The 19568-nt window shown below is 62.8% G+C and carries 17 protein-coding genes; 13 read left to right on the forward strand and 4 right to left on the reverse strand.

What is annotated here, in order from left to right:
• The first annotated feature begins 106 nt into the window (after positions 1-106).
• The 3 genes from J2W94_RS01345 (at position 107) to J2W94_RS01355 (ending at position 2028) form a co-directional block, all read left to right on the forward strand.
• Positions 107-547, forward strand: a complete 441-nt coding sequence (locus J2W94_RS01345; RefSeq protein WP_310089815.1) for an OsmC family protein — start codon at positions 107-109, stop codon at positions 545-547.
• A complete protein-coding gene (locus tag J2W94_RS01350; protein WP_310089816.1) occupies positions 540-1232 on the forward strand; it encodes an alpha/beta hydrolase in 693 nt (230 codons plus the stop codon). The genes J2W94_RS01345 and J2W94_RS01350 overlap by 8 nt, the downstream gene beginning before the upstream one ends.
• Positions 1233-1302: 70 nt before the next feature.
• Complete coding sequence (locus tag J2W94_RS01355) at positions 1303-2028, forward strand: glycine zipper 2TM domain-containing protein (protein WP_310089817.1); 726 nt, start codon at positions 1303-1305, stop codon at positions 2026-2028.
• A gap of 112 nt (positions 2029-2140) precedes the next feature.
• Here the strand turns inward: J2W94_RS01355 and J2W94_RS01360 are convergent, their stop codons facing one another.
• Both J2W94_RS01360 and J2W94_RS01365 read right to left on the reverse strand, forming a co-directional pair.
• The gene (locus tag J2W94_RS01360; protein ID WP_310089818.1) at positions 2141-3016 is read right to left on the reverse strand and encodes a PhzF family phenazine biosynthesis protein; all 876 of its coding nucleotides are present in this window, start codon (positions 3014-3016) and stop codon (positions 2141-2143) included.
• 30 nt (positions 3017-3046) lie between these two features.
• The gene (locus J2W94_RS01365) at positions 3047-3922 is read right to left on the reverse strand and encodes a PhzF family phenazine biosynthesis protein (protein ID WP_310089819.1); all 876 of its coding nucleotides are present in this window, start codon (positions 3920-3922) and stop codon (positions 3047-3049) included.
• A 107-nt stretch (positions 3923-4029) separates the two neighbouring features.
• Between J2W94_RS01365 and J2W94_RS01370 the strand changes: the two genes are divergently transcribed.
• The 4 genes from J2W94_RS01370 to J2W94_RS01385 all read left to right on the forward strand — a co-directional run bounded on the left by J2W94_RS01370 (position 4030) and on the right by J2W94_RS01385 (position 10343).
• The gene (locus tag J2W94_RS01370) at positions 4030-6630 is read left to right on the forward strand and encodes a bifunctional aspartate kinase/diaminopimelate decarboxylase (protein ID WP_310089820.1); all 2601 of its coding nucleotides are present in this window, start codon (positions 4030-4032) and stop codon (positions 6628-6630) included.
• Positions 6623-7984 (forward strand): UDP-N-acetyl-alpha-D-muramoyl-L-alanyl-L-glutamate epimerase, encoded by a 1362-nt coding sequence (murL, locus tag J2W94_RS01375; protein ID WP_310089821.1) that lies wholly within the window; start codon positions 6623-6625, stop codon positions 7982-7984. The genes J2W94_RS01370 and murL overlap by 8 nt, the downstream gene beginning before the upstream one ends.
• Complete coding sequence (gene murD, locus J2W94_RS01380; RefSeq protein ID WP_310089822.1) at positions 7965-9368, forward strand: UDP-N-acetylmuramoyl-L-alanine--D-glutamate ligase; 1404 nt, start codon at positions 7965-7967, stop codon at positions 9366-9368. Before murL ends, murD begins: the two co-directional genes overlap by 20 nt.
• Before the next feature lie 189 nt (positions 9369-9557).
• Entirely contained in the window at positions 9558-10343 is a 786-nt protein-coding gene (locus tag J2W94_RS01385; RefSeq protein ID WP_310089823.1) for a dienelactone hydrolase family protein, read from the forward strand.
• 40 nt (positions 10344-10383) lie between these two features.
• On the opposite strand, the gene J2W94_RS01390 is transcribed toward J2W94_RS01385, so the two are convergent.
• On the reverse strand, positions 10384-11385 hold the full coding sequence (locus tag J2W94_RS01390; RefSeq protein WP_310089824.1) for a polyprenyl synthetase family protein: 1002 nt from the start codon (positions 11383-11385) through the stop codon (positions 10384-10386).
• Between the two features lie 155 nt (positions 11386-11540).
• Here J2W94_RS01390 and J2W94_RS01395 point away from each other — a divergent pair, with 155 nt between their 5' ends.
• From J2W94_RS01395 to J2W94_RS01420, 6 genes are all read left to right on the forward strand, one after another.
• Positions 11541-12011 (forward strand): single-stranded DNA-binding protein, encoded by a 471-nt coding sequence (locus tag J2W94_RS01395; RefSeq protein WP_310089825.1) that lies wholly within the window; start codon positions 11541-11543, stop codon positions 12009-12011.
• Between the two features lie 52 nt (positions 12012-12063).
• A complete protein-coding gene (rfbB, locus tag J2W94_RS01400; RefSeq protein ID WP_310089826.1) occupies positions 12064-13119 on the forward strand; it encodes a dTDP-glucose 4,6-dehydratase in 1056 nt (351 codons plus the stop codon).
• A gap of 17 nt (positions 13120-13136) precedes the next feature.
• Complete coding sequence (gene rfbA / locus J2W94_RS01405) at positions 13137-14024, forward strand: glucose-1-phosphate thymidylyltransferase RfbA (RefSeq protein ID WP_310089827.1); 888 nt, start codon at positions 13137-13139, stop codon at positions 14022-14024.
• Positions 14021-14578 (forward strand): dTDP-4-dehydrorhamnose 3,5-epimerase, encoded by a 558-nt coding sequence (rfbC, locus tag J2W94_RS01410; RefSeq protein WP_310089829.1) that lies wholly within the window; start codon positions 14021-14023, stop codon positions 14576-14578. Before rfbA ends, rfbC begins: the two co-directional genes overlap by 4 nt.
• Positions 14575-15468, forward strand: coding sequence for a dTDP-4-dehydrorhamnose reductase (gene rfbD / locus J2W94_RS01415; RefSeq protein ID WP_310089831.1), 894 nt, complete (start codon positions 14575-14577; stop codon positions 15466-15468). The genes rfbC and rfbD overlap by 4 nt, the downstream gene beginning before the upstream one ends.
• A gap of 214 nt (positions 15469-15682) precedes the next feature.
• On the forward strand, positions 15683-17662 hold the full coding sequence (locus J2W94_RS01420; RefSeq protein ID WP_310089832.1) for an alpha/beta hydrolase family protein: 1980 nt from the start codon (positions 15683-15685) through the stop codon (positions 17660-17662).
• A 46-nt stretch (positions 17663-17708) separates the two neighbouring features.
• Here the strand turns inward: J2W94_RS01420 and J2W94_RS01425 are convergent, their stop codons facing one another.
• Entirely contained in the window at positions 17709-19523 is a 1815-nt protein-coding gene (locus J2W94_RS01425; RefSeq protein ID WP_310089834.1) for a peptide MFS transporter, read from the reverse strand.
• Positions 19524-19568 lie beyond the last annotated feature (45 nt).

Genomic DNA, 19568 nt, shown 5'->3' on the forward strand with positions numbered 1-19568 from the left:
CAGCCAGCATTGCGGTCATGGGCGGAGCGGTCAAGTCGCACTGCGGTACGGAGCGTTAACAGGCCCCAGGTGTAAGCTTCGCGCTCCCCCTGGTTAGGAGCACGAAATGGCAGCCCTGAAACGATTCGCCGACGCGGAATGGAATGGCGACCTGATGTCCGGAAAAGGCAATCTGAGCACGCCGCAGAGCGGATTGTTCGCTGCGCAGAATTACTCCTTCAAGACGCGCTTTGGCGAAGAGAAGGGCACCAACCCCGAAGAGCTGCTGGCCGCCGCGCATGCAGGCTGCTTCACCATGGCGCTCTCGGCGGTGCTGGGGAAGGAAGGCTTCATCGCCGACAGCATCAACACGCGCGCCGAAGTGTCGATGGAACCCGGCGCCGATCCGGGTCCGACAGTGACCGGAGTGAAGCTGGTCATGTCGGCCAAAGTACCGGGTATCGACGCCGCCAAATTCGACGAAATCGCGCATGCGGCAAAGGCCGGCTGCGTCATTTCGCGCGCGCTTGCGGTGCCGGTGACGTTGGAAGCGACCTTGGTTGAGTGATTGGAATGCCTTGTTGATCCATGGCGCCGGTGGCGGCGCCTGGGAATGGGGCCGATGGCGTGGCGTACTGGAGGCGCACGCCATCGCTGTGCGGACGGTGGAGCTACAGCCCGCTCCACAAGGCTTGGGCGCAACCGCTTTGCGGGACTATGCGATGCAGGTGGAACTGGCGCTGCGGGTACTGCAGCGCCCTCGCGTATTGGTGGGCGCCAGCCTGGGCGGCTTGCTGGCTGCGATGTGCGCCGACGAGGCCGATGCTCTGGTGCTGGTCAATCCGCTGCCGCCCGCGCCTTGGCACCGGCGACTAGTCCAGCGCCCATGGGATCGAATGGTTCCGTGGAGGCGGAACGCGCGGCTGCATTCCACCCGCGAAGCGATGCCGGACGCGGACGATGCCAGCGCATTGTGGGCATTCCGCCACTGGCGCGACGAATCGGGCCAAGCGCTACGCGAAGCGCATGCGGGCGTTGAAGTCGAAAAACCGGATTGCCCTGCGCTGTTCGTCGTTTCGGAGCGGGATGAGGACGTGCCGGCGGAGGTTATTGCTGATTGGGCGCAGACCTGGCGGGCGGATAGGCTGGAAACGATTGCAAGCAGCCATGTCGGGCCTTTGCTGGGTCGCCAGGCGCAAGCCATCGCGGTCCAAGCTGTCGCATGGCTAAACCGGCTTGGCCGAGCGGGCTGAGTTCAGACTCGTTTAACCCGCGCGACTCGACGATGCATGGGCGCCACTCCGGCGTTGGGAGCCCGCTCAGATGAAACCCCTTTCCGTCACCCTGCTAGTTGCGGGCCTTGCCTTCGCCGGTACCGCCGCCGCGCAATCGTCCGGCTACTACGGGCAGGAGGATCGCTATTACGGTTCCGACCAGTACCAGTCCAATTCGTATCAGGGGCAGGGCGCGACCTACGATTACGCGCGCGTGCTGCGCGTGGATCCGGTCATCGGCTCCGGTGCTTACGGAAACCGTACCTCGCAGCGTTCGACCCAGTGCCGTTACCGCCAGGCCGATGATGTCTATACGGGCAACGACGGCTATTACAACCAAGACGATCGCTATGGCCGCGACGACGGCTACTACGGTCGCGACGATGGTTACCGCAACAATGGAAACGAAACCAGCCGTACCGTGGCGACAGTGATCGGCGGCATCGCCGGCGCGGTCCTGGGCAGCAAGGTCGGCGATGGCAGCGGGCGCTACGTCGGCACGGCGGTGGGTTCCATGGTCGGCGGCATGGCCGGCCGCTCCATCTACGACAGCTCGCAGCGCAATCGCCAGTATGCGCGCCGCGGTACCGTGCGCGTCTGCGACCCGGTGCCGGTCACCAGCCGCGATGGCTATTACGGAGACGGTTACGGCGATGACGAGAGCCTCAATGGCTATGACGTCACCTACGAATACGCCAACCGCACCTACCACACGCGCACCAATTACCATCCCGGCGACCGCATCCGGGTGCGGGTGGACGTACAGGCGGAATGAAATTTCCGCTCGGAGTAAAAGAAAAAAGGAGCCGCGAGGCTCCTTTTTTCTGTCGTCATCTCAGCTTTCGCTGGGATGACGACGTTGTGGATCATCGGCAACGAGACATCAACTACCAATCAATCCGCCCAGTCACAACATTACAAATGCGCCCGCCGGACCAAACCTCGCCTTCCACGTCAACCTGCAATTCGATGATCGCGTCGTAGCCTACTTCGCGGCCCTGGCTGATGCGGTAGCGGCCATCGTTGCCGGGCAGCGCATCCTGCGAAGCTAGCCATGCGGCCAGCGTCGCATTGGCCGCGCCCGAGGCCGCATCCTCGAATTGCGCCGGAGCGCCGACCCAGGCGCGCACGGCGAGAAAATAGACCGGGTCATCGCTGCGCGCGAACACGCACATGCCCATGCTTTCGGTTTCCTGCGCCAGCTTGCCGATCGCTTCCCAGGGTGGAGTCGCCGAGCGCAGCGCGGCTTCATCACGCAGTTCCGCCAACCACCAGCGTCGGCCGCCGTCCATCAGAGCGGGCGGCAAGTTCCCTAATCGCAGGGTGTCGAGCACATCACGCAGCCTTGCATCTTGCGGCGAGGCGATTTCCATCACCTTCGCGCGGGGTGTGCGTACGGCGATGGTGCGCGTGGCCCCAGAGCCGATCACGCGCAGGGGAAGCAGTCCGGCGATGCCGTCCTGCACCAGCAGGCCGTCGCGCGGCGTCGCCAGTCCCGCTTCCAGAACCGCATGGGCGGTGCCGACGCTGGGGTGGCCGGCGAAGGGAACTTCGCGACGCGGGCTGAAAATGCGGATGCCGTAGCTGGCTTCCGGTTTTGTCGCAGGGAATACGAAGGTCGTTTCCGGCAACCGCGTCCAGCGCGCGATCGCCTGCATGGTGACGTCGTCCAACCCTTCCGCATCCAGAACCACTGCGAGCGGATTGCCTGCGCCGGGGCGGTCGGCGAAGACATCGAGTTGCACGTAACGGCGTGAAGTCATGGGAGAGTGGGGTGGTGGGGGCCGTGCAGCTTACCAATCCACGCTGCCGCGGATAACCGCCTGTACGCGACCGCCGATCCAGACTTCGTTTTCGTAATCCACCTGCACTTCCACACGTCCATCGCGCCCCAATTCGCGACCCTGGCTGGCGATATAGCGTCCCTCCGCACCGGGTAATGCACCGGCATGGTGCAGCAGCGCGGCGATGCTGGCGTTGGCGCTGCCGGTCACCGGGTCTTCCGGTATGCCGTCGGCTGGACAATACGCGCGCACCGCCAAGTCGTGATCCGAGCCCTCTGCGCGACCGAATACTACAAGCCCCACCGCGTCGCTGGCGGCGCTGAGCGTGGCGATGGCGGGCAGATCGGGTCGCATCGCGCGCACTGCGGCCGCATCGGCCAGTTCCACCAGCCACCAGTTCGGACCGTTGTTCCACAACGCAGGAGCGAGCTTGCCGCGCGGCAGGCCCTGCAAGGCGGAAGCGACCGCTTCGGCATGGAGGCTTCCGGTTTCCACTTCCCGGGCCTGCGGCGCGCGGATATGGATCAAGCGTGTGGTGTCGCGTTGCTCGATTCTTATCGGAAGCAAACCCGCCGCGCATTCCTGCACTAGGCGACCGTCCTTCGCCTGCGCCAAGCCCGAGTCCAGCGCCGCCCAGGCCGCACCCACGCTAGGGTGGCCCGCAAAAGGCAGTTCCTGGCGCGGGGTGAAGATGCGCACCCGATAGTCGGCGTCCGGCGAAGTGGGAGGCAGAAAGAAGAGGGTCTCGGACAGATTCGCCCAGGCGGCATAAGCCTGCATCGCGTCCGCTTCCATATCGGAGGCGTCGAACACCACGCCCAGCGGGTTGCCGGCTCCCGGCCGGTTGGCGAAGACATCGAGTTGCAGGTAGCGACGTACGGTCATACGGGTCGGCCTTGTTCAGCAATTTCGTCTGGAAGCATTCGTTTAGAGCATTCGTTTAGAATCGGCGGTTCACGCCCGAATGGTCGGGCAGTCCCCCTCTTCTGTCCATGTCTCCTGCCTCGCCTGCGTCTGATCGCTGGATCGTCCTCAAGTTCGGCGGCACTTCGGTGTCGCGTCGCCATCGCTGGGACACGATAGGCCGGCTGTCCAAACGCAGGGCCGAAGAGAACGACGCGCGCGTGTTGGTAGTGGTGTCGGCGCTTTCCGGCGTGACCAACGAACTGACCGCTATCGCCGATGGCGCCGCCGACAGTATGGAGCGCGTCGGCAAACTGGAGCAGCGCCACCGCGAGTTCCTGGCCGAACTCGAGCTGGATGCCGACGCAGTGCTCGGCGAACGCCTGTCGATCCTGCGCGCGCTGGCGACCGATCCGCGCGCCGTCGAACGCACGCTGCCGTGGCAGGCCGAGGTGCTGGGGCAGGGCGAACTGCTTTCGTCCACGCTCGGCGCCGCCTATCTGCGCGCCAGCGGCCTGGATTTCGGCTGGATGGATGCGCGCAACTGGCTGCAGGCGGCGGTGTTGCCCAACCAGAACGCCTGGGCGCAGCGTTTGTCGGTGTCGTGCAGTCCGCTGGCCAGTGCCGAGTGGGGCGAAGGTTTTCGCCAGCAACCGGCGCGCATGCTGTTGACGCAGGGATTCATTGCGCGTCACCGGGATGGAGATACCGCGATCCTGGGTCGCGGCGGCTCCGACACCTCGGCCGCGTATTTCGGCGCTTTGCTCGGTGCGCAGCGGGTGGAAATCTGGACCGACGTGCCCGGCATGTTCAGCGCCAATCCACGCGAGGTCCCCGACGCGCGTTTGCTGACGCGGCTGGACTATGCCGAAGCGCAGGAAATCGCCACTACTGGGGCCAAGGTGCTGCATCCGCGTTCCATCAAGCCGTGCCGGGATGCCGGCGTGCCGATGGCCATCCTGGATACCGAACGCCCCGAACTGCCCGGCACCAGCATCGACGGCAACGCCGTCACCGTGCCCGGAGTGAAGGCGATCAGCCGCCGCAACGGCATCGTGCTGGTGTCGATGGAATCGGTGGGCATGTGGCAACAGGTCGGCTTCCTGGCCGACGTGTTCGAGCGATTCAAGCGTCACGGATTGTCGGTCGATCTGATCGGTTCGTCGGAAACCAACGTCACCGTGTCGCTGGATCCCAGCGAGAACCTGGTCACCACCAACGTGCTCGCCGCGCTCTCGGCCGATCTGACCGAGATCTGCCGGGTGAAAGTGATCGCGCCCTGTTCGGCGATCACCCTGGTGGGTCGGGGCATGCGCTCGTTGCTGCACAAGCTGTCGGACGTGTGGGCCACGTTCGGCCGCGAGCGCGTGCATATGATTTCGCAGTCGTCCAACGACCTCAATCTGACCTTCGTCATCGATGAGGTCGACGCCGACGGACTGCTGCCCGTCCTGCATGCCGCGCTGATCGACAGCGGCGCCATGCCGGTGGAAGAGACCAGCGTCTTCGGTCCGCGCTGGCGCGAGATCGCCAACGGCATCCGCAAGCGCGAAACGCCGTGGTGGCATGGCGAACGCGCGCGGCTTCTGGCCATGGCCGAAGCCGGCACGCCGCGTTACGCCTATCACCTGCCGACCGTGCGCGCCCGCGCGCAAGCGCTGAACGCGCTGGCGCCCATCGACCAGCGCTATTACGCGATCAAGGCGAATTCGCATCCGGCGATCCTGCAGCTGCTGGTCGAGGAAGGTTTCGGGCTGGAGTGCGTGTCGCTGGGCGAATTGCAACGCGTGTTCGAGATCATCCCCGAACTATCGCCACGACGGGTGCTGTTCACGCCCAGCTTCGCGCCGCGCGCGGAGTACGAGGCGGCCTACGGGCTTGGCGTCACGGTCACTCTGGACAATGTCGAATCGTTGCAGCGCTGGCCCGAGGTTTTCCGCGGCCGCGACCTGTGGCTGCGCGTGGATCTGGGCCGCGGGGACGGACACCACGAGAAAGTGCGCACCGGCGGCAAGGATTCGAAGTTCGGGCTGCCGGTCGCGAAGGTGGAGACCTTCGTCGCGCTCGCCCGCGGTTTGGGCGCCAACGTGATCGGGCTGCACGCGCATCTGGGCAGCGGAGTGGAGACACCGCAGCACTGGAAGCAAGTCTGCGACGAGCTGGGCGGCATCGCCGAACGCATCGGTAGCGTGGAAGTGATCGACATCGGCGGCGGTTTGCCCATTCCCTACACCGAGGACGACGAGCCGTTCGACCTGGAGGCCTGGGGCGCGGGGCTTTCCGAGATCAAGGCCGCTTATCCGGGATATCGCTTGGCGATCGAACCGGGCCGTTATCTGGTTGCCGAAGCCGGCGTGCTGCTGCTGACGGCGACGCAGGTCGTGGAGAAAGACGGGGTCCGCCGGGTCGGCCTGGACGCCGGAATGAATGCGCTTATCCGTCCCGCACTGTACGACGCCTGGCACGACATCCTCAATCTCAGCCGGCTCGATGACGCGAACGACGGCGTCTTCGACGTGGTGGGACCGATCTGCGAATCCAGCGATGTGCTCGGCAAACGTCGGCGGCTTCCCGACGCGACGTCGGACGGCGATGTGGTGCTGATCGCCGATGCGGGCGCTTACGGATTCGCCATGGCCAACGCCTACAACCTGCGGGCGTTGCCGAAAGAAGAGGTGCTGGATGTCTGATTGGAAATTCCAGCGCGAGGAAGTCGCTGCGTTCCGCTTCGTGCGCTGCGGATTGGATGCCGAAAGCGGCGTCGCGCAGCTCGTCTACGCCTTCGACGGCGGTCCGGAACTGATCGAAACCGTGACCTTCCCCGGCGCGCCCTTTGCGCTGGAAGGCCCGCGCGCCGCAGCGGCGGAACAAGCCCTGCGTCTGCTGCATCTGATCGCGGGCGTCAGCTATTACAAAGCGGCGGTGCCAGCCGAAATCCGTATCGAGGGATATTCGATAGATGCCGAAACCGCCGCCTTGTTGGAGACGATCTACGTCAATGGGCTCGGCGAGTTCGCCTATCGCAACGGCTTGAACCTGCATGGGCGCATCAAGTTCCCCAGCACGGCGGATATCGGGCCGACAGCGGATGCGCTGGGCTTGCGCCATCACGCCCTAGTCGCCATCGGCGGCGGCAAGGACTCGCTGGTCTCGATCGAGGCGCTGCGTGCGGTGGGCGTGGATCAGACCGTTACTTGGATCGGCAACTCGCAGCTGATCGCCGCATGCGCCGCTCGCACGGAACTGCCGACATTCAACCTGGGCCGCGCGCTGGCCCCGGGCTTGTTCGAGTTGAACCGGCAAGGCGCCTACAACGGCCATATCCCGGTCACCGCGGTGAACTCCGCCATCCTCGTTCTCGCAGCGATCCTGCAGGGCGTCGACCAGGTGGTGTTCTCCAACGAGCGTTCGGCCAGCTACGGCAGCATCATTCCCGGCACTGGCGAAGTGAACCACCAGTGGTCGAAAGGGTGGGAATTCGAGCGCGCCTTTGGCGACCATGTTCAGCAGCGCGTCGCTGCCGACCTTCACTACTATTCGCTGTTGCGCCCGCTCAGCGAACTGGCTGTGGCCCGGCAATTCGCCAAAACGGATCGTTACGACGCGCATTTTTCCAGCTGCAACCGCAACTTCCATATCCTGGGCGAGCGTCCGGTGAATCGCTGGTGCGGCGTGTGCCCCAAGTGCCATTTCGTGTTCCTGGCGCTGGCGCCCTTCATGCCCAAGCCGCGGTTGGTCGGCATCTTCGGCCGCAATCTGCTGGACGATACGGCGCAGGCGGGCGGATTCGACGCGTTGCTGGAATTCCAGGACCACAAACCCTTCGAATGCGTGGGCGAAGGCCAGGAATCGCGCGCCGCGATGGCCGCGCTCGCCTCGCGTCCGGAATGGAAGGAAGACGCGCTGGTGGTGCGTTTCATCCGCGAGATCCGGCCGCAGCTGACGGCATCCGAGCTGGAAATCGCGCCGCTGCTGAAGCTCGAGGGAGAGCATCGCGTTCCGACCGCGTTGTGGGAGCAACTGCGTGCGAATTTCGCAGCTTGAAGGCAAACGCGTAGCGCTCTGGGGCTGGGGTCGTGAAGGCCGCGCCGCCTATCAAACGATCCGTTCGCGGTTGCCGGCGCTGCCGCTGACCCTGTTCTGCAACAAGGAGGAAGCAGAGGAGGCGACGGCCCTCGCCGACCCGCTGCTGACGATCCATAGGGAGGCCACCGCCGAATCGCTGTCCGCGCAGCAAGTGGTGGTCAAATCGCCTGGCATCAGCCCCTATTCCGCAGCCGCTCTTGCAGCTTCCGCGAACGGCACGCTCTTCATCGGCGGCAGCACCTTATGGTTCGACGAACATGCAGGCGCGGACGGCATCGCCGCGCGCACGCTATGCGTGACGGGAACCAAGGGCAAAAGCACGACCACCGCCTTGTTGGCGCATTTGCTGCGCGCGGGCGGCCATCGCACCGCGCTGGTCGGCAATATCGGAATGCCGTTGTTGGAGGTGCTGGACCCACAACCTGCGCCGGAGTTTTGGGCCATCGAGCTTTCCAGTTACCAGACGCTGGACGTCGCCGCTGCCGAAGTGGGGCCGGAAGTGGCACTGGTGCTGAATATCTTCCCTGAGCATCTGGACTGGCATGGAAGCGAGGCGCGTTATATCGCCGACAAATTGGCGTTGGTGACGCAGGCCGGGCCCAAGATCGCGATATTGAACGCTGCCGATGCCAGGCTGGCGTCCTTGCAGCTTGCGGAGATCGAAGTGCACTGGTTCAATCATGCCAAAGGTTGGCACTTGCGCGGAGACGATGTCTATCGCGGAGATGCGTTCGTATTCGACGCCACGCGCACGCCGTTGCCCGGTCGCCACAATCGCGGCAATCTGTGCGCCGTGCTGGCGACGATAGAGGCATTGGGTTTGGACGCCGCCGTATTGGCCGCCCATGCCGAAAGTTTCCGCCCTTTGCCCAACCGCCTGCAGGCGCTGGGCGAGCGCGACGGCATTCTTTACGTCAACGATTCCATCAGCACCACCCCACACGCCACCTTGGCGGCGCTGGAGTGCTTTCACGGACAGCCCATCGCCGTGCTGGTCGGTGGGCACGATCGCGGTGTGGACTGGTCCGATTTCGCGGAAGCGATGAAGCGCGATGCGCCTGAGGCCATCGTCACCATGGGCGCCAACGGTCCGCGTATCCACGAATTGCTCGCGCCATTGGCCGCAGAGGGCAAGTTCAAGCTTGAAGCGGCCGGCGATCTGGAGTCCGCGGTAGGCCAGGCTCGCCGTCTGCTCGGCGACACCGGCGTTATCCTGTTGTCGCCCGGCGCGCCCAGCTTCGGCGTTTACAAAGATTACGTGGCGCGTGGCCGCCATTTCGCCGCTATCGCCGGTTTCGACCCGGATACGATTTCCGCCATTCCCGGCATCGGTATCAGCTGAGGGTTCGCGTAGGAGCGACGTCCCCAAGGGGACTTCCTTGGGGGCGTAAATCGCGAACATGGCGATCGGACGGTCCTGGTCAATCAGATCGGAGTTTCGCGACTTACGTCGCTCCTACGGGTCTGCGCCTTCGGTCAACATTGCGGGAGTATCCGTACCGAACCACCCTCTCGATCAAGGAATGACCACATGCGCAAGATTTCACTGGTTTGGCTTGTTCTGGCCGCTCTGTGGGCCAGCCCCCTGTTGGCCGCTCCCATCGCCAAGCCGATCAACTGGAAAGTAGGAAAACAGAATTTCAGCGGTTTTCTGGTCTATGACGACGCCAGCAAGGAAATCCGCCCGGGCCTGCTGATGGTGCCGGACTGGTTGGGCGTCACACCCGCTGCGGTGGACAAGGCCAAACAGATCGCTCGCGACGATTACGTGGTGCTGGTGGTCGACATGTACGGCAAGGGCGTGCGCCCGAAGAATCCGACCCAGGCGATGGCCCAGGTAAAGAAGATGTATGCGGACCGCTCCGCGATGCGTGCGCGCATGAACAAGGCGCTGGAAGTGCTGCGTACGAAGGCAGGCAAGGCGCCTGTGGATACGGCCAAGATAGCGGCGCTGGGCTTCTGCTTTGGCGGTTCTTCCGTGCTGGAGCTGGCGCGTAGCGGCGCCGATATCGCCGGCGTGGTGACTTTCCACGGTGGACTGGACACGACGATGCCGGCGGCACAGGGCGCGGTGAAGGCGCCGCTATTGATCCTCAATGGCGCGGACGACAAAGGCGTGGCGCCCAACATCGCGGGATTCGAGAAGGAAATGAACGAAGCCGGCGCGGACTGGCAGTTCGTCAATTTCAGCGGTGCGGTGCATTGCTTCGCGCTGGAAACGGCCAACACGCCGCCGGGATGCATGTACAACGAACGCGCCGCAAAGCGCGCTTACAAGATGATGGACGGCTTCTTCGAGGAAGTCTTCGGCGATTGAGCGGCCGAAATTCCGCAGGAGCGGACGCCCCGCTCCTGCATCAGTGTTTGCGAGCCACCGCGTAGCGTGCGAGACCGCGTAGCGCCGATAGGGCGTCGTTTTCGATCAGGCCATCCAGCGCCTTCTCGGCCGCTTCCGCGTATTCCGCAGCCCGCCGCTGGCTGTATTCCAGGCCGCCGGTGGCTTTGATGGCCGTCAGCACTTCCGGCATCGCCTGGCCTTCGCCGTTCTCGACGATTTCGCGCAGACGCGCGCGCGTGGCCGCATCCGAATGCGCGATGGCATGGATCAGCGGCAAAGTGGCCTTGCCCTCGGCGAGATCGTCGCCCAGGTTCTTGCCCAGGTCGGCGGCATCTGCGGTGTAGTCCAGCACGTCATCGGCGATCTGGAAGGCGTAGCCCAGGTTCATGCCGTAGTCGTAGAGTTTCTGCTGGGCGATGACGTCGGCGCCGGACGCCAGCGCGCCCAGTTGAGTACCTGCCGCGAACAGCACTGCGGTCTTGCGTTCGATCACGCGCAGATAAGCCGCTTCGTCGGTATCCGGGTTGTGCACGTGCAACAGTTGCAGCACCTCGCCTTCGGCGATGCGGTTGGTGGTGTCGGCCAGGATGCGCATCACTTCCATGCGGTCCAGTTCCACCATCAGCTGGAAGCTGCGTGAATACAGGAAATCGCCGACCAGCACGCTGGGCGCATTGCCCCACAAAGCATTGGCGGTGCTGCGGCCGCGGCGCAGGTCCGATTCGTCCACCACGTCGTCGTGCAGCAGGGTGGAGGTGTGGATGAACTCGATGATCGCCGCCAGCTGATGGTGTTCGGGCGATACGGCGCCGCTGGCGCGTCCGGCCAGCACCACCAACATCGGGCGCAGGCGCTTGCCGCCCGCGGAGACGATGTGATCGGCGATCTGGTTGATCAACACCACGTCCGAAGCCAACCGGTCGCGGATCAGCGCGTCCACGGCGGCCATGTCGACGGAGGCCAGGGCCTGGATCTGGGGCAGGGCCAACGCGGGCCGGGTGGTGGTCTCGGGGGCGATCATGTGTGAGATGTTAGGGAAGTGGCTGAATTATAAGGGAAGAATGGTCAGTCAAACCTTACGCGCGGCCGCGGCGTATACGGACTAGCCTGTAGGCCGCAGGTATACTTCACTGGACTGCGCCCGCAACCGGCGGGCATCACCCGACGGAAGACGATATGGCACGCGGCATCAATAAAGTGATCCTGGTGGGCAATCTGGGCAACGACCCGGACACCAAGTACACACAGGGCGGCATGGCGATCACCCGGATCAGCCTGGCCACCACCAGCGTTCGCAAGGACAAGGATGGCAATCAGCAGGAACGCACCGAATGGCACCGCGTGGTGTTCTTCGGCAAACTCGGCGAGATCGCCGGCGAATACCTGCGCAAGGGCAGCTCGGTCTACGTGGAAGGCTCCCTGCGCTACGACAAATACACCGGCCAGGACGGCGTGGAGAAATATTCCACCGACATCATCGCCGACGAGATGCAGATGCTCGGCGGCAAAGGCGACGGCGGTGGCGGTGGCGATCGCCCGCAACGTAGTGCGCCCGCGCAACGCCAGGATTCGGCGCCGCGCCGCCAGCAGCCTGCCACTCAGCAGGCGCCGATGGACGACTTCGCGGACGATGATATTCCGTTCTGAAGATCGCGCTTCTTTGTAGCTGTCTCTGTAGGCCAAATATCGGGAGGCAGATGTGTCGACTTGGCTGGTAACTGGCGGTGCCGGCTTCATTGGCGGCAATTTCGTACTGGAAGCTGTAGGCAAGGGCATTCGTGTCGTCAACCTGGATGCACTGACCTACGCGGGCAATCTGGACACACTATCCTCGCTAGCGGGTAATCCGGGCCATACGTTCGTGCATGGCGACATTGGTGACTCTGATCTCGTGTCGCGATTGTTGACCGAACACCAGCCCGATGCGGTGCTGAACCTCGCTGCAGAGAGTCATGTCGATCGCTCTATTGACGGTCCAGCTGCATTCGTGCGGACCAACGTGGTCGGGACGCTGGCGTTGCTGGAGTCCGTTCGCGATTACTGGCGTTGCCTGGAAGGGGCAAGGCGAAATGCTTTTCGTTTCCTGCATGTATCCACCGACGAAGTCTATGGCTCGCTGGGAGAGGCCGGCAAGTTCACCGAAAGCACGCCTTTCGCGCCCAATTCTCCGTACTCCGCTTCCAAGGCGGCGTCCGACCATCTGGTGCGGGCGTTCCACCACACTTACGGGCTGCCGGTGCTGACCACCAATTGCTCGAACAACTACGGGCCGTATCATTTTCCGGAGAAGCTCATTCCGCTGATCATCGCGCGCGCGCTGGCCGGCGAGCCCTTGCCGGTCTACGGCGATGGCAAGAATGTCCGCGACTGGTTGTATGTGAGCGATCACTGCGCGGCTATCCGAACCGTTCTGGAAAAGGGTCGTCCCGGCGAAACCTACAATGTCGGCGGCGATGCGGAGCGACAGAATATAGAGGTGGTGGAAACCATCTGCGGACTGCTGGACGAGCGCCGCCCCCGCGAAGACGGCAAGTCCCACGCAAGCCAAATCACCTATGTTGCCGACCGCCCCGGTCATGATCGTAGATATGCGATCGATGCGTCCAAATTACAGGGCGAATTGGGCTGGAAACCGCAATACACCTTCGAAAATGGTATCGCCCAGACTGTCGACTGGTATCTCGAGAACCAAGCCTGGGTGAAGCGAGTGCTGGATGGCAGCTATCGTCTAGAAAGAATCGGCGCTGCCGCCTGACGCAAAGGAAAGCAAAAATGACGCAACGCAAAGGCATCATCCTGGCCGGCGGTTCCGGCACGCGCCTGTATCCGATCACCCAGACCGTCAGCAAGCAGCTGCTGCCGGTTTACGATAAACCGATGATCTACTACCCGCTCAGCGTGCTGATGCTCGCCGGGATACGCGAAGTGCTGGTGATCAACACGCCGCATGAGCAGGCGCTATTCAAGCAATTGCTCCGCGATGGGTCGCAATGGGGCATGCGCATAGAATACGCACCGCAGCCGAGCCCCGATGGGCTGGCGCAGGCCTATTTGATCGGCAAGGATTTCGTCGCCGGCCAGCCCAGTTGCCTCGTCCTGGGCGACAACATCTTTCATGGACACGGCTTGACCGAAACCCTCAAGCGCGCTGATGCGCGCGAGCACGGGGCAACAGTATTCGGTTACTGGGTCAGCGATCCGGAAAGATACGGGGTCGCCGAGTTCGATGAAGGCGGTAGGGTAGTCGGACTGGAAGAAAAACCCAAGAAGCCACGCTCGAACTACGCGGTCACCGGCCTTTATTTTTACGATGGGCGTGCCAGCGACTATGCGGCTTCTCTGAAACCTTCGGCACGCGGAGAGCTGGAGATCACCGATCTCAATCGCCGTTATCTCGATGATGGCTCTTTGCACCTGGAGCCGTTGGGTCGGGGTTTTGCATGGTTGGATACCGGGACGCCTAGATCCTTGCTGGAGGCGTCCAACTTCATCGAAACGATCGAGGCGAGGCAGGGGCTACGTGTCTGTTGTCCCGAGGAAATCGCTTTCGGCAATGGATGGATCGATGCCGCGCAACTGGAGAAACTGGCGGCTCCGCTTGCCACGAATGGTTACGGACAATACCTGCTTTCGCTTGCAACGCGCGGGGTTGTGCGATGAAGGTCGTCGAAACCAGCCTTCCGGGCTGCTTGGTCATCGAGCCGGCGGTCTTCGGCGACGATCGCGGTTTCTTCTTCGAAACCTGGAATGCCGACCGCTATGGGCGACTCGGCCTCCCCGACAAATTCGTACAGAGCAATGTGTCTTCTTCCGCGCGCGGCGTATTGCGTGGGCTGCATTACCAATGGCCAAATCCGCAAGGCAAGTTGATGAGTGTGCTCGAAGGAGAGGTTTATGACGTCGCGGTGGATATCCGTAGAGGCTCTGCCACTTTCGGTCGCTGGGCCGCCGTAATTCTGAGCGCGGAAAACAAGCGCCAGTTCTGGATACCGGAAGGGTTCGCCCATGGGTTCGCGGTGCTTTCCGAGCGCGCGATATTCAGCTATCTGTGCACCGCCCAGTACGACAGATCGGCTGATGCGGGTGTACGCTGGAATGATGCCGATATAGGGATCGACTGGCCGATCGATGCGCCGTTGCTATCCGATAAAGACGCCATCGCGCCGTTCTTGAAGGATGTGGCGCCGGATCGTCTTCCCGTCTTTGCTGCATGAGGATCCTGCTGCTGGGGGCCAATGGTCAGGTGGGTCACGAGCTCAGGCGCAGTCTTGCGCCTCTCGGTGAGATCGTCGCAACCACTAGGAGTGGCGTCTTAGACGGTAATGCATGCGAACTGGCCGATTTCGACGTTCCTGATTCGTTGCCTATTTTGGTGGAGCGCATCGCACCCGGTGTGGTCGTGAATGCGGCAGCCTATACCGCGGTCGATCGCGCCGAGGATGAACCGGAGGCGGCTTTCCGAGCGAATGCTGAGAGCCCGGGACGCTTGGCCGAAGCGTGTGCGAGATTGGGAACGTTGCTGCTGCACTATTCTACGGACTATGTTTTCGATGGTGAATCTGATCGTCCGTATCGCGAAGAAGACGCTACCGGCCCTCTGGGGGTTTACGGCCGCAGCAAGCTGGCGGGCGAACGGGCGATACAGGGGGCTGGATGCCGCCATCTGATTTTCCGGACGGCATGGGTATACGGAAGCTACGGCGCCAATTTCATGCGCACTATGTTGCGGATCGGGTCCGAGCGCGATGAGCTGCGCGTAGTGGCCGACCAGCGGGGGACCCCCACATCGGCACGATTGATTTCGGATGTCAGCGCGGAGGTCCTGCAGGACGATCCCGGACGTTCCGGCGTTTGGCACCTGACCGCGGCGGGCGAGACGAGCTGGCACGGGTTCGCCGAGGAGATATTCAGGCAGGCTGCGGAAAGAGGGCTGGCCGACCGTACTCCCAACGTCATACCGATTGCCACCAGCGAATATCCCACTCGCGCCAAGCGGCCTCGGTACTCCTGCCTGGATACCACTCGGTTGAGAGAGAAATTTGGGGTCCGCCTGCCCGATTGGAAGCAGGCGCTGACGCAGGTGCTCGATACCTCAACGCACTGATTGCCGATACACTTGGATAGACCGGCCGACTGCCGATCGACTACCGGGGGGTATCGATGAAGCGCCATCTTTCGCTGTTCTGTGGAGCGGAAGCGCCCGTTTTGCCTGGGAATGCGGTTGCCGCAGAGCCTGGTTGCCTGCCGGATCTCGTCAAACCTTCGGGAAGAGCTGCAGGATTCGCAGCGTCTTTTTTTGGATACATCAAGGGGATCGTATGAAAGGACTGAAGCAGTTGTTCGCCGGCGTCTTGCTGGCCACCATTGGCTATTCGGCATCCGCCGCGGACGTGAATGTCGATGCGTTCAGTAAGCGGGATAGTTTCGAGACGATAAAAATATCGCCGAACGGAGAGTATTACGCGGCGACCGTTCCGCTCGAAGACCGCGTCGCGCTGGTCGTCATGAGCCGGACCGACAAGAAACTGTTGGGCACTTTCCAGTTGGGGCGCGATACGGCGATCGACAGTTTCAATTGGGTCAGTCCAGGCCGGCTGATCATAGGCGTCGCCCAGAAGTTCGGCGAGTTGGACGAGCCGCTGCCTACAGGAGACCTTTACGGCATGGATGCCGACGGCGGAAAAACGGATCTCCTTGTCGGGCAGCATGTGAGTGCCGATCTCGGGACGCGCATGGGGAAGAAAGTGGAGAGCGTGGCCGCTTTTCTCGTCGACGATCTGCCTTCCGACGACAAAAATGTGCTCGTCATGGCGATGCCGTTCGGTGGCGATCCTTATACGCGTCTCGAACGTATGAATGTGTACACGGGACAACGTCAGATCGTCGCGCGGGTGCCAGTGCGCAACGCGCGCTTCACGACAGACAACCGCGGAGTCGCGCGCTTTGCGGCTGGCGGCGATACCGACAATGTCCAGAAAATGTATTACCGGGCTGATGAGAAATCCGATTGGGTACTCCTGAACGATGAAGCTGTCACCCATCGCAGGGAGGGTGCGCTGGGCTTTTCCGCCGACGATGCCACCGCCTACTTGCAGACCGATCAGGCCGATGGCCCGGATGCCGTTGTCGCTTATGACGTCGCCACCGGCAAGCGGACTGAGCTGTTGCGCGACAAGGAAATGGATCCGGGCCAGATACTGTTTAAGCCAGGTACTTCGATTCCGGTCGGCGTCAGCTACATCGACGGCAAACCACGCATGGCCTTCTTCAACGAAGCCTCGCCCGAGGCGCGTTTTTACCGCAGCCTGCAAGCGGCATTCGGCGACAACGCGGCCAATGTCACTTCAAGTACCAGCGACGGACGGATCAACCTTGTCGAGGCCTGGGGAGATCGGAATCCCGGCGATTTCTATTTGTTCGATACCGTCGCCAAGAAAGCCGAGTACGTAATCAGCAAAGCCGACTGGTTCGACCCCGCCAAGATGGCCACTCAACGCGCGATCGCATTGCCGGCACGCGATGGGCTGGTGCTGAAGGGATATCTGACCGTCCCAAATGGGGCTTCGGGCAAGAACATGCCCTTAATAGTGATGCCGCACGGAGGGCCTTTCAACGTTAGCGACAACTGGGGCTTCGACACACAGGCTCAGATGCTTGCGGCCGCGGGTTATGCGGTGCTGCAGGTGAACTTCCGCGGTTCGGATAACCGCGGGCGCAAGTTCGAACAGATCGGCGCGAGGCAATTAGGTCTTTCGATGCAGGACGATGTGACCGACGCGACAAAATGGGCTATCCAGCAAGGTATAGCTGACCCGCAGCGCATCTGCCTATTTGGTGCCAGTTACGGGGCGTTCGCTTCTCTGATGGGCGTTGCGAAAGAACCTTCGCTTTACAAGTGCGCTGCCGGTTACGTGGGTGCGTACGACCTTCCCAGATGGCGTAACGAAGATGTGGAGAAGCATGGCTCGGCGGCAACCTATACCACCGAGTGGATAGGCGACGATGTGAAGACGCTGGCAGCCAATTCACCAACCCGGAAAGCGAGCAGCATCAAGGTTCCGGTCCTTCTGGTTGCGGGCCGCGAAGACGAAATCGCGCCGGTCGAGCACACCCAGCAAATGGAGCAGGCGTTGAAGAGTGCCGGGGTAGCGGTGGAGACGCACTACTACAGTGGCGAAGGGCACGGCTTCTACAAGCCCGAGAACATCAAGGACTTCAACACGAAGCTGCTGGCGTTCCTGTCCCGCAACCTGGGCGGTGGCGTAGCCGTTTCAAAGACCCCGGCTGCGGCGAAGTAAGTTGCGGTGAGTTCCGCAAAGCTGCGGTTCTGGAAAGGAACCGCAGCTATCGGACCCCATGCATCATTCGTTTCAGCAGCGGCGCCGCGATGAAGGCCGCCAATGCGCAGCCCAAACCTATCCACATCAGCAGCCAGAACAAATCCGCGTATTTGCCCGCCGCTTCGGCGAGGTTCATGACTTCGCCTTCCGGTATCTCGATCGCGGCCAGCTTGCCGAGCTGCGCGGCCAGGGTTTCCGAGAAAGCGGTGGCCAGGAACCAGGTGCCCATCATCAGGCTGACCACGCGAGGCAGCGATAGCTGGGTGACCGCAGAAAGACTGACTGGCGCTAGGCACATCTCACCGATTTCCAGCACCAGGTAAGCCAGCACCAGCCACCACACACTGGCTATCTGGCCGGTTTCGCCGACCTGCTGCGCCGCCCAGGCCAGCGGGACGAAGGACAAGCCGGCGAACAGCAATCCCAACGCGGTCTTGAAAGGTTTGGAAGGATCGCGTCCGCGCGTGCCCAGCCATGCCCACAGCGCCGCGAACGCCGGCGCCAGCACCACCAGAAAAAAGGCGCCCAGATAGGTGAGCGAGCCGGCGGTCTGCGGCAGAACCACGCAATCGCGCACCAGACAGACCAGCATGGTCACGGTCACCGCGATGAACAGCAGACGCGGCGTGGTGGACTCCGGGTTGCGGTCCGACAGTCGCGCGGCAAGCATGAAGGAAAGCGGCGCCAGCAGCAGGGAGTAGGTGGACCACGGTGCGGTCCGCACGAACAGCGAAAGGTTGGTGATCCAGTCGGAAGTCCATTCGAACGGTTGCAGCGGCGCGACCAGCGACGGTGCGATGTCCTTGGTCAGCAGGCGGTCGGTGAAAGTCACCCACGAACCGTAGGTCTGCTCGTACAGGGTGAAGAACACCAGGCACATGAAGATCATCGCCATCAGCGCGAGCATCTGCTGGCGTTGCACCGGCGTGCATTGGGAAAGGACGAACCAGCCGAACCAGATCAGCACCCCCGTCAGCACGGCCAGCATGAGCATCAGCGCCAGCGGTATTTCTCCGCCCAGTGCGAAAGCGCCGTTGCCCGAGGCCCACATCAGCCAGGCGATCGGCAACACGCCCACAATGGCGATCCCGTAGATCAACCATTCGCGCGGAAGTCCCAGCACGCGCTCGCGCAGCAGCTCGGGCTGGCGCGGTTCGGCATGGCCATGCAGGTATTTCTGTCCCCAGAGGAACAACACCAGGCCCAAGAGCATGCCGATGCCGGCCGCGCCGAAGCCGTACTTCCAACCCAGCGTCTCGCCCAGGTAGCCGCAGACCAGGGAGGCGAACAGCGCGCCCAGATTGATGCCCGCATAGAAAAGCGAGAAGCCGGAATCGCGCCGTGGATCGTTTTCCTCGTACAGCTTGCCCACGATGGTGGAGATGTTGGGCTTGAGGAAACCCACGCCCATGATGATCAGCGCCAGCGATAGATAGGTGTAGCGCAGCGAACCTTCGTCGCGGACGACTTCGCCACCCACGTGGACAGCGGCGGCTCCCTCGAACGCCATGCCCGCATGCCCCAGCACCAGCAGCAACCCGCCGAACACCACGGCCTTGCGCATGCCCAGCCAGCGGTCGGCCAGCAGGCCGCCGATCACGGGGATGCAATACACCAGGCCGCCGTAGGCGCCCAGCAGGTCGTAACCGGCCTTGTCCGGGAACAGGTGGTACTTGGTCAAGTAAAGCAGCAGCAGCGCCTTCATTCCGTAGAAGGAGAAGCGCTCCCACATCTCGGTGAAGAAGCAGACGTAAACGCCCTTGGGGTGGCCGAGGAAATCCTCGCGCGCCGGAATCGCTGACAGGAGGGGAGCGGACAAGGGCTGGCCCTGCTTGGAAAGCCGGAGTATAGCCGCGCCCCGCCG

Source organism: Pseudoxanthomonas sacheonensis (genome assembly GCF_031455975.1).
GTDB classification, from domain to species: Bacteria; Pseudomonadota; Gammaproteobacteria; order Xanthomonadales; family Xanthomonadaceae; genus Pseudoxanthomonas_A; species Pseudoxanthomonas_A sacheonensis_A.

Excerpts from the sequence above, each read along its gene's own strand:
- J2W94_RS01345 (WP_310089815.1), top strand. The coding sequence starts at position 107 with ATGGCAGCCCTGAAACGATTCGCCGACGCGGAATGGAATGGCGACCTG.
- J2W94_RS01355 (WP_310089817.1), top strand. The coding sequence starts at position 1,303 with ATGAAACCCCTTTCCGTCACCCTGCTAGTTGCGGGCCTTGCCTTCGCC.
- J2W94_RS01360 (WP_310089818.1), bottom strand. The coding sequence starts at position 3,016 with ATGACTTCACGCCGTTACGTGCAACTCGATGTCTTCGCCGACCGCCCC.
- J2W94_RS01365 (WP_310089819.1), bottom strand. The coding sequence starts at position 3,922 with ATGACCGTACGTCGCTACCTGCAACTCGATGTCTTCGCCAACCGGCCG.
- J2W94_RS01370 (WP_310089820.1), top strand. The coding sequence starts at position 4,030 with ATGTCTCCTGCCTCGCCTGCGTCTGATCGCTGGATCGTCCTCAAGTTC.
- murL (WP_310089821.1), top strand. The coding sequence starts at position 6,623 with ATGTCTGATTGGAAATTCCAGCGCGAGGAAGTCGCTGCGTTCCGCTTC.
- J2W94_RS01385 (WP_310089823.1), top strand. The coding sequence starts at position 9,558 with ATGCGCAAGATTTCACTGGTTTGGCTTGTTCTGGCCGCTCTGTGGGCC.
- J2W94_RS01390 (WP_310089824.1), bottom strand. The coding sequence starts at position 11,385 with ATGATCGCCCCCGAGACCACCACCCGGCCCGCGTTGGCCCTGCCCCAG.
- J2W94_RS01395 (WP_310089825.1), top strand. The coding sequence starts at position 11,541 with ATGGCACGCGGCATCAATAAAGTGATCCTGGTGGGCAATCTGGGCAAC.
- rfbA (WP_310089827.1), top strand. The coding sequence starts at position 13,137 with ATGACGCAACGCAAAGGCATCATCCTGGCCGGCGGTTCCGGCACGCGC.
- rfbC (WP_310089829.1), top strand. The coding sequence starts at position 14,021 with ATGAAGGTCGTCGAAACCAGCCTTCCGGGCTGCTTGGTCATCGAGCCG.
- rfbD (WP_310089831.1), top strand. The coding sequence starts at position 14,575 with ATGAGGATCCTGCTGCTGGGGGCCAATGGTCAGGTGGGTCACGAGCTC.
- J2W94_RS01420 (WP_310089832.1), top strand. The coding sequence starts at position 15,683 with ATGAAAGGACTGAAGCAGTTGTTCGCCGGCGTCTTGCTGGCCACCATT.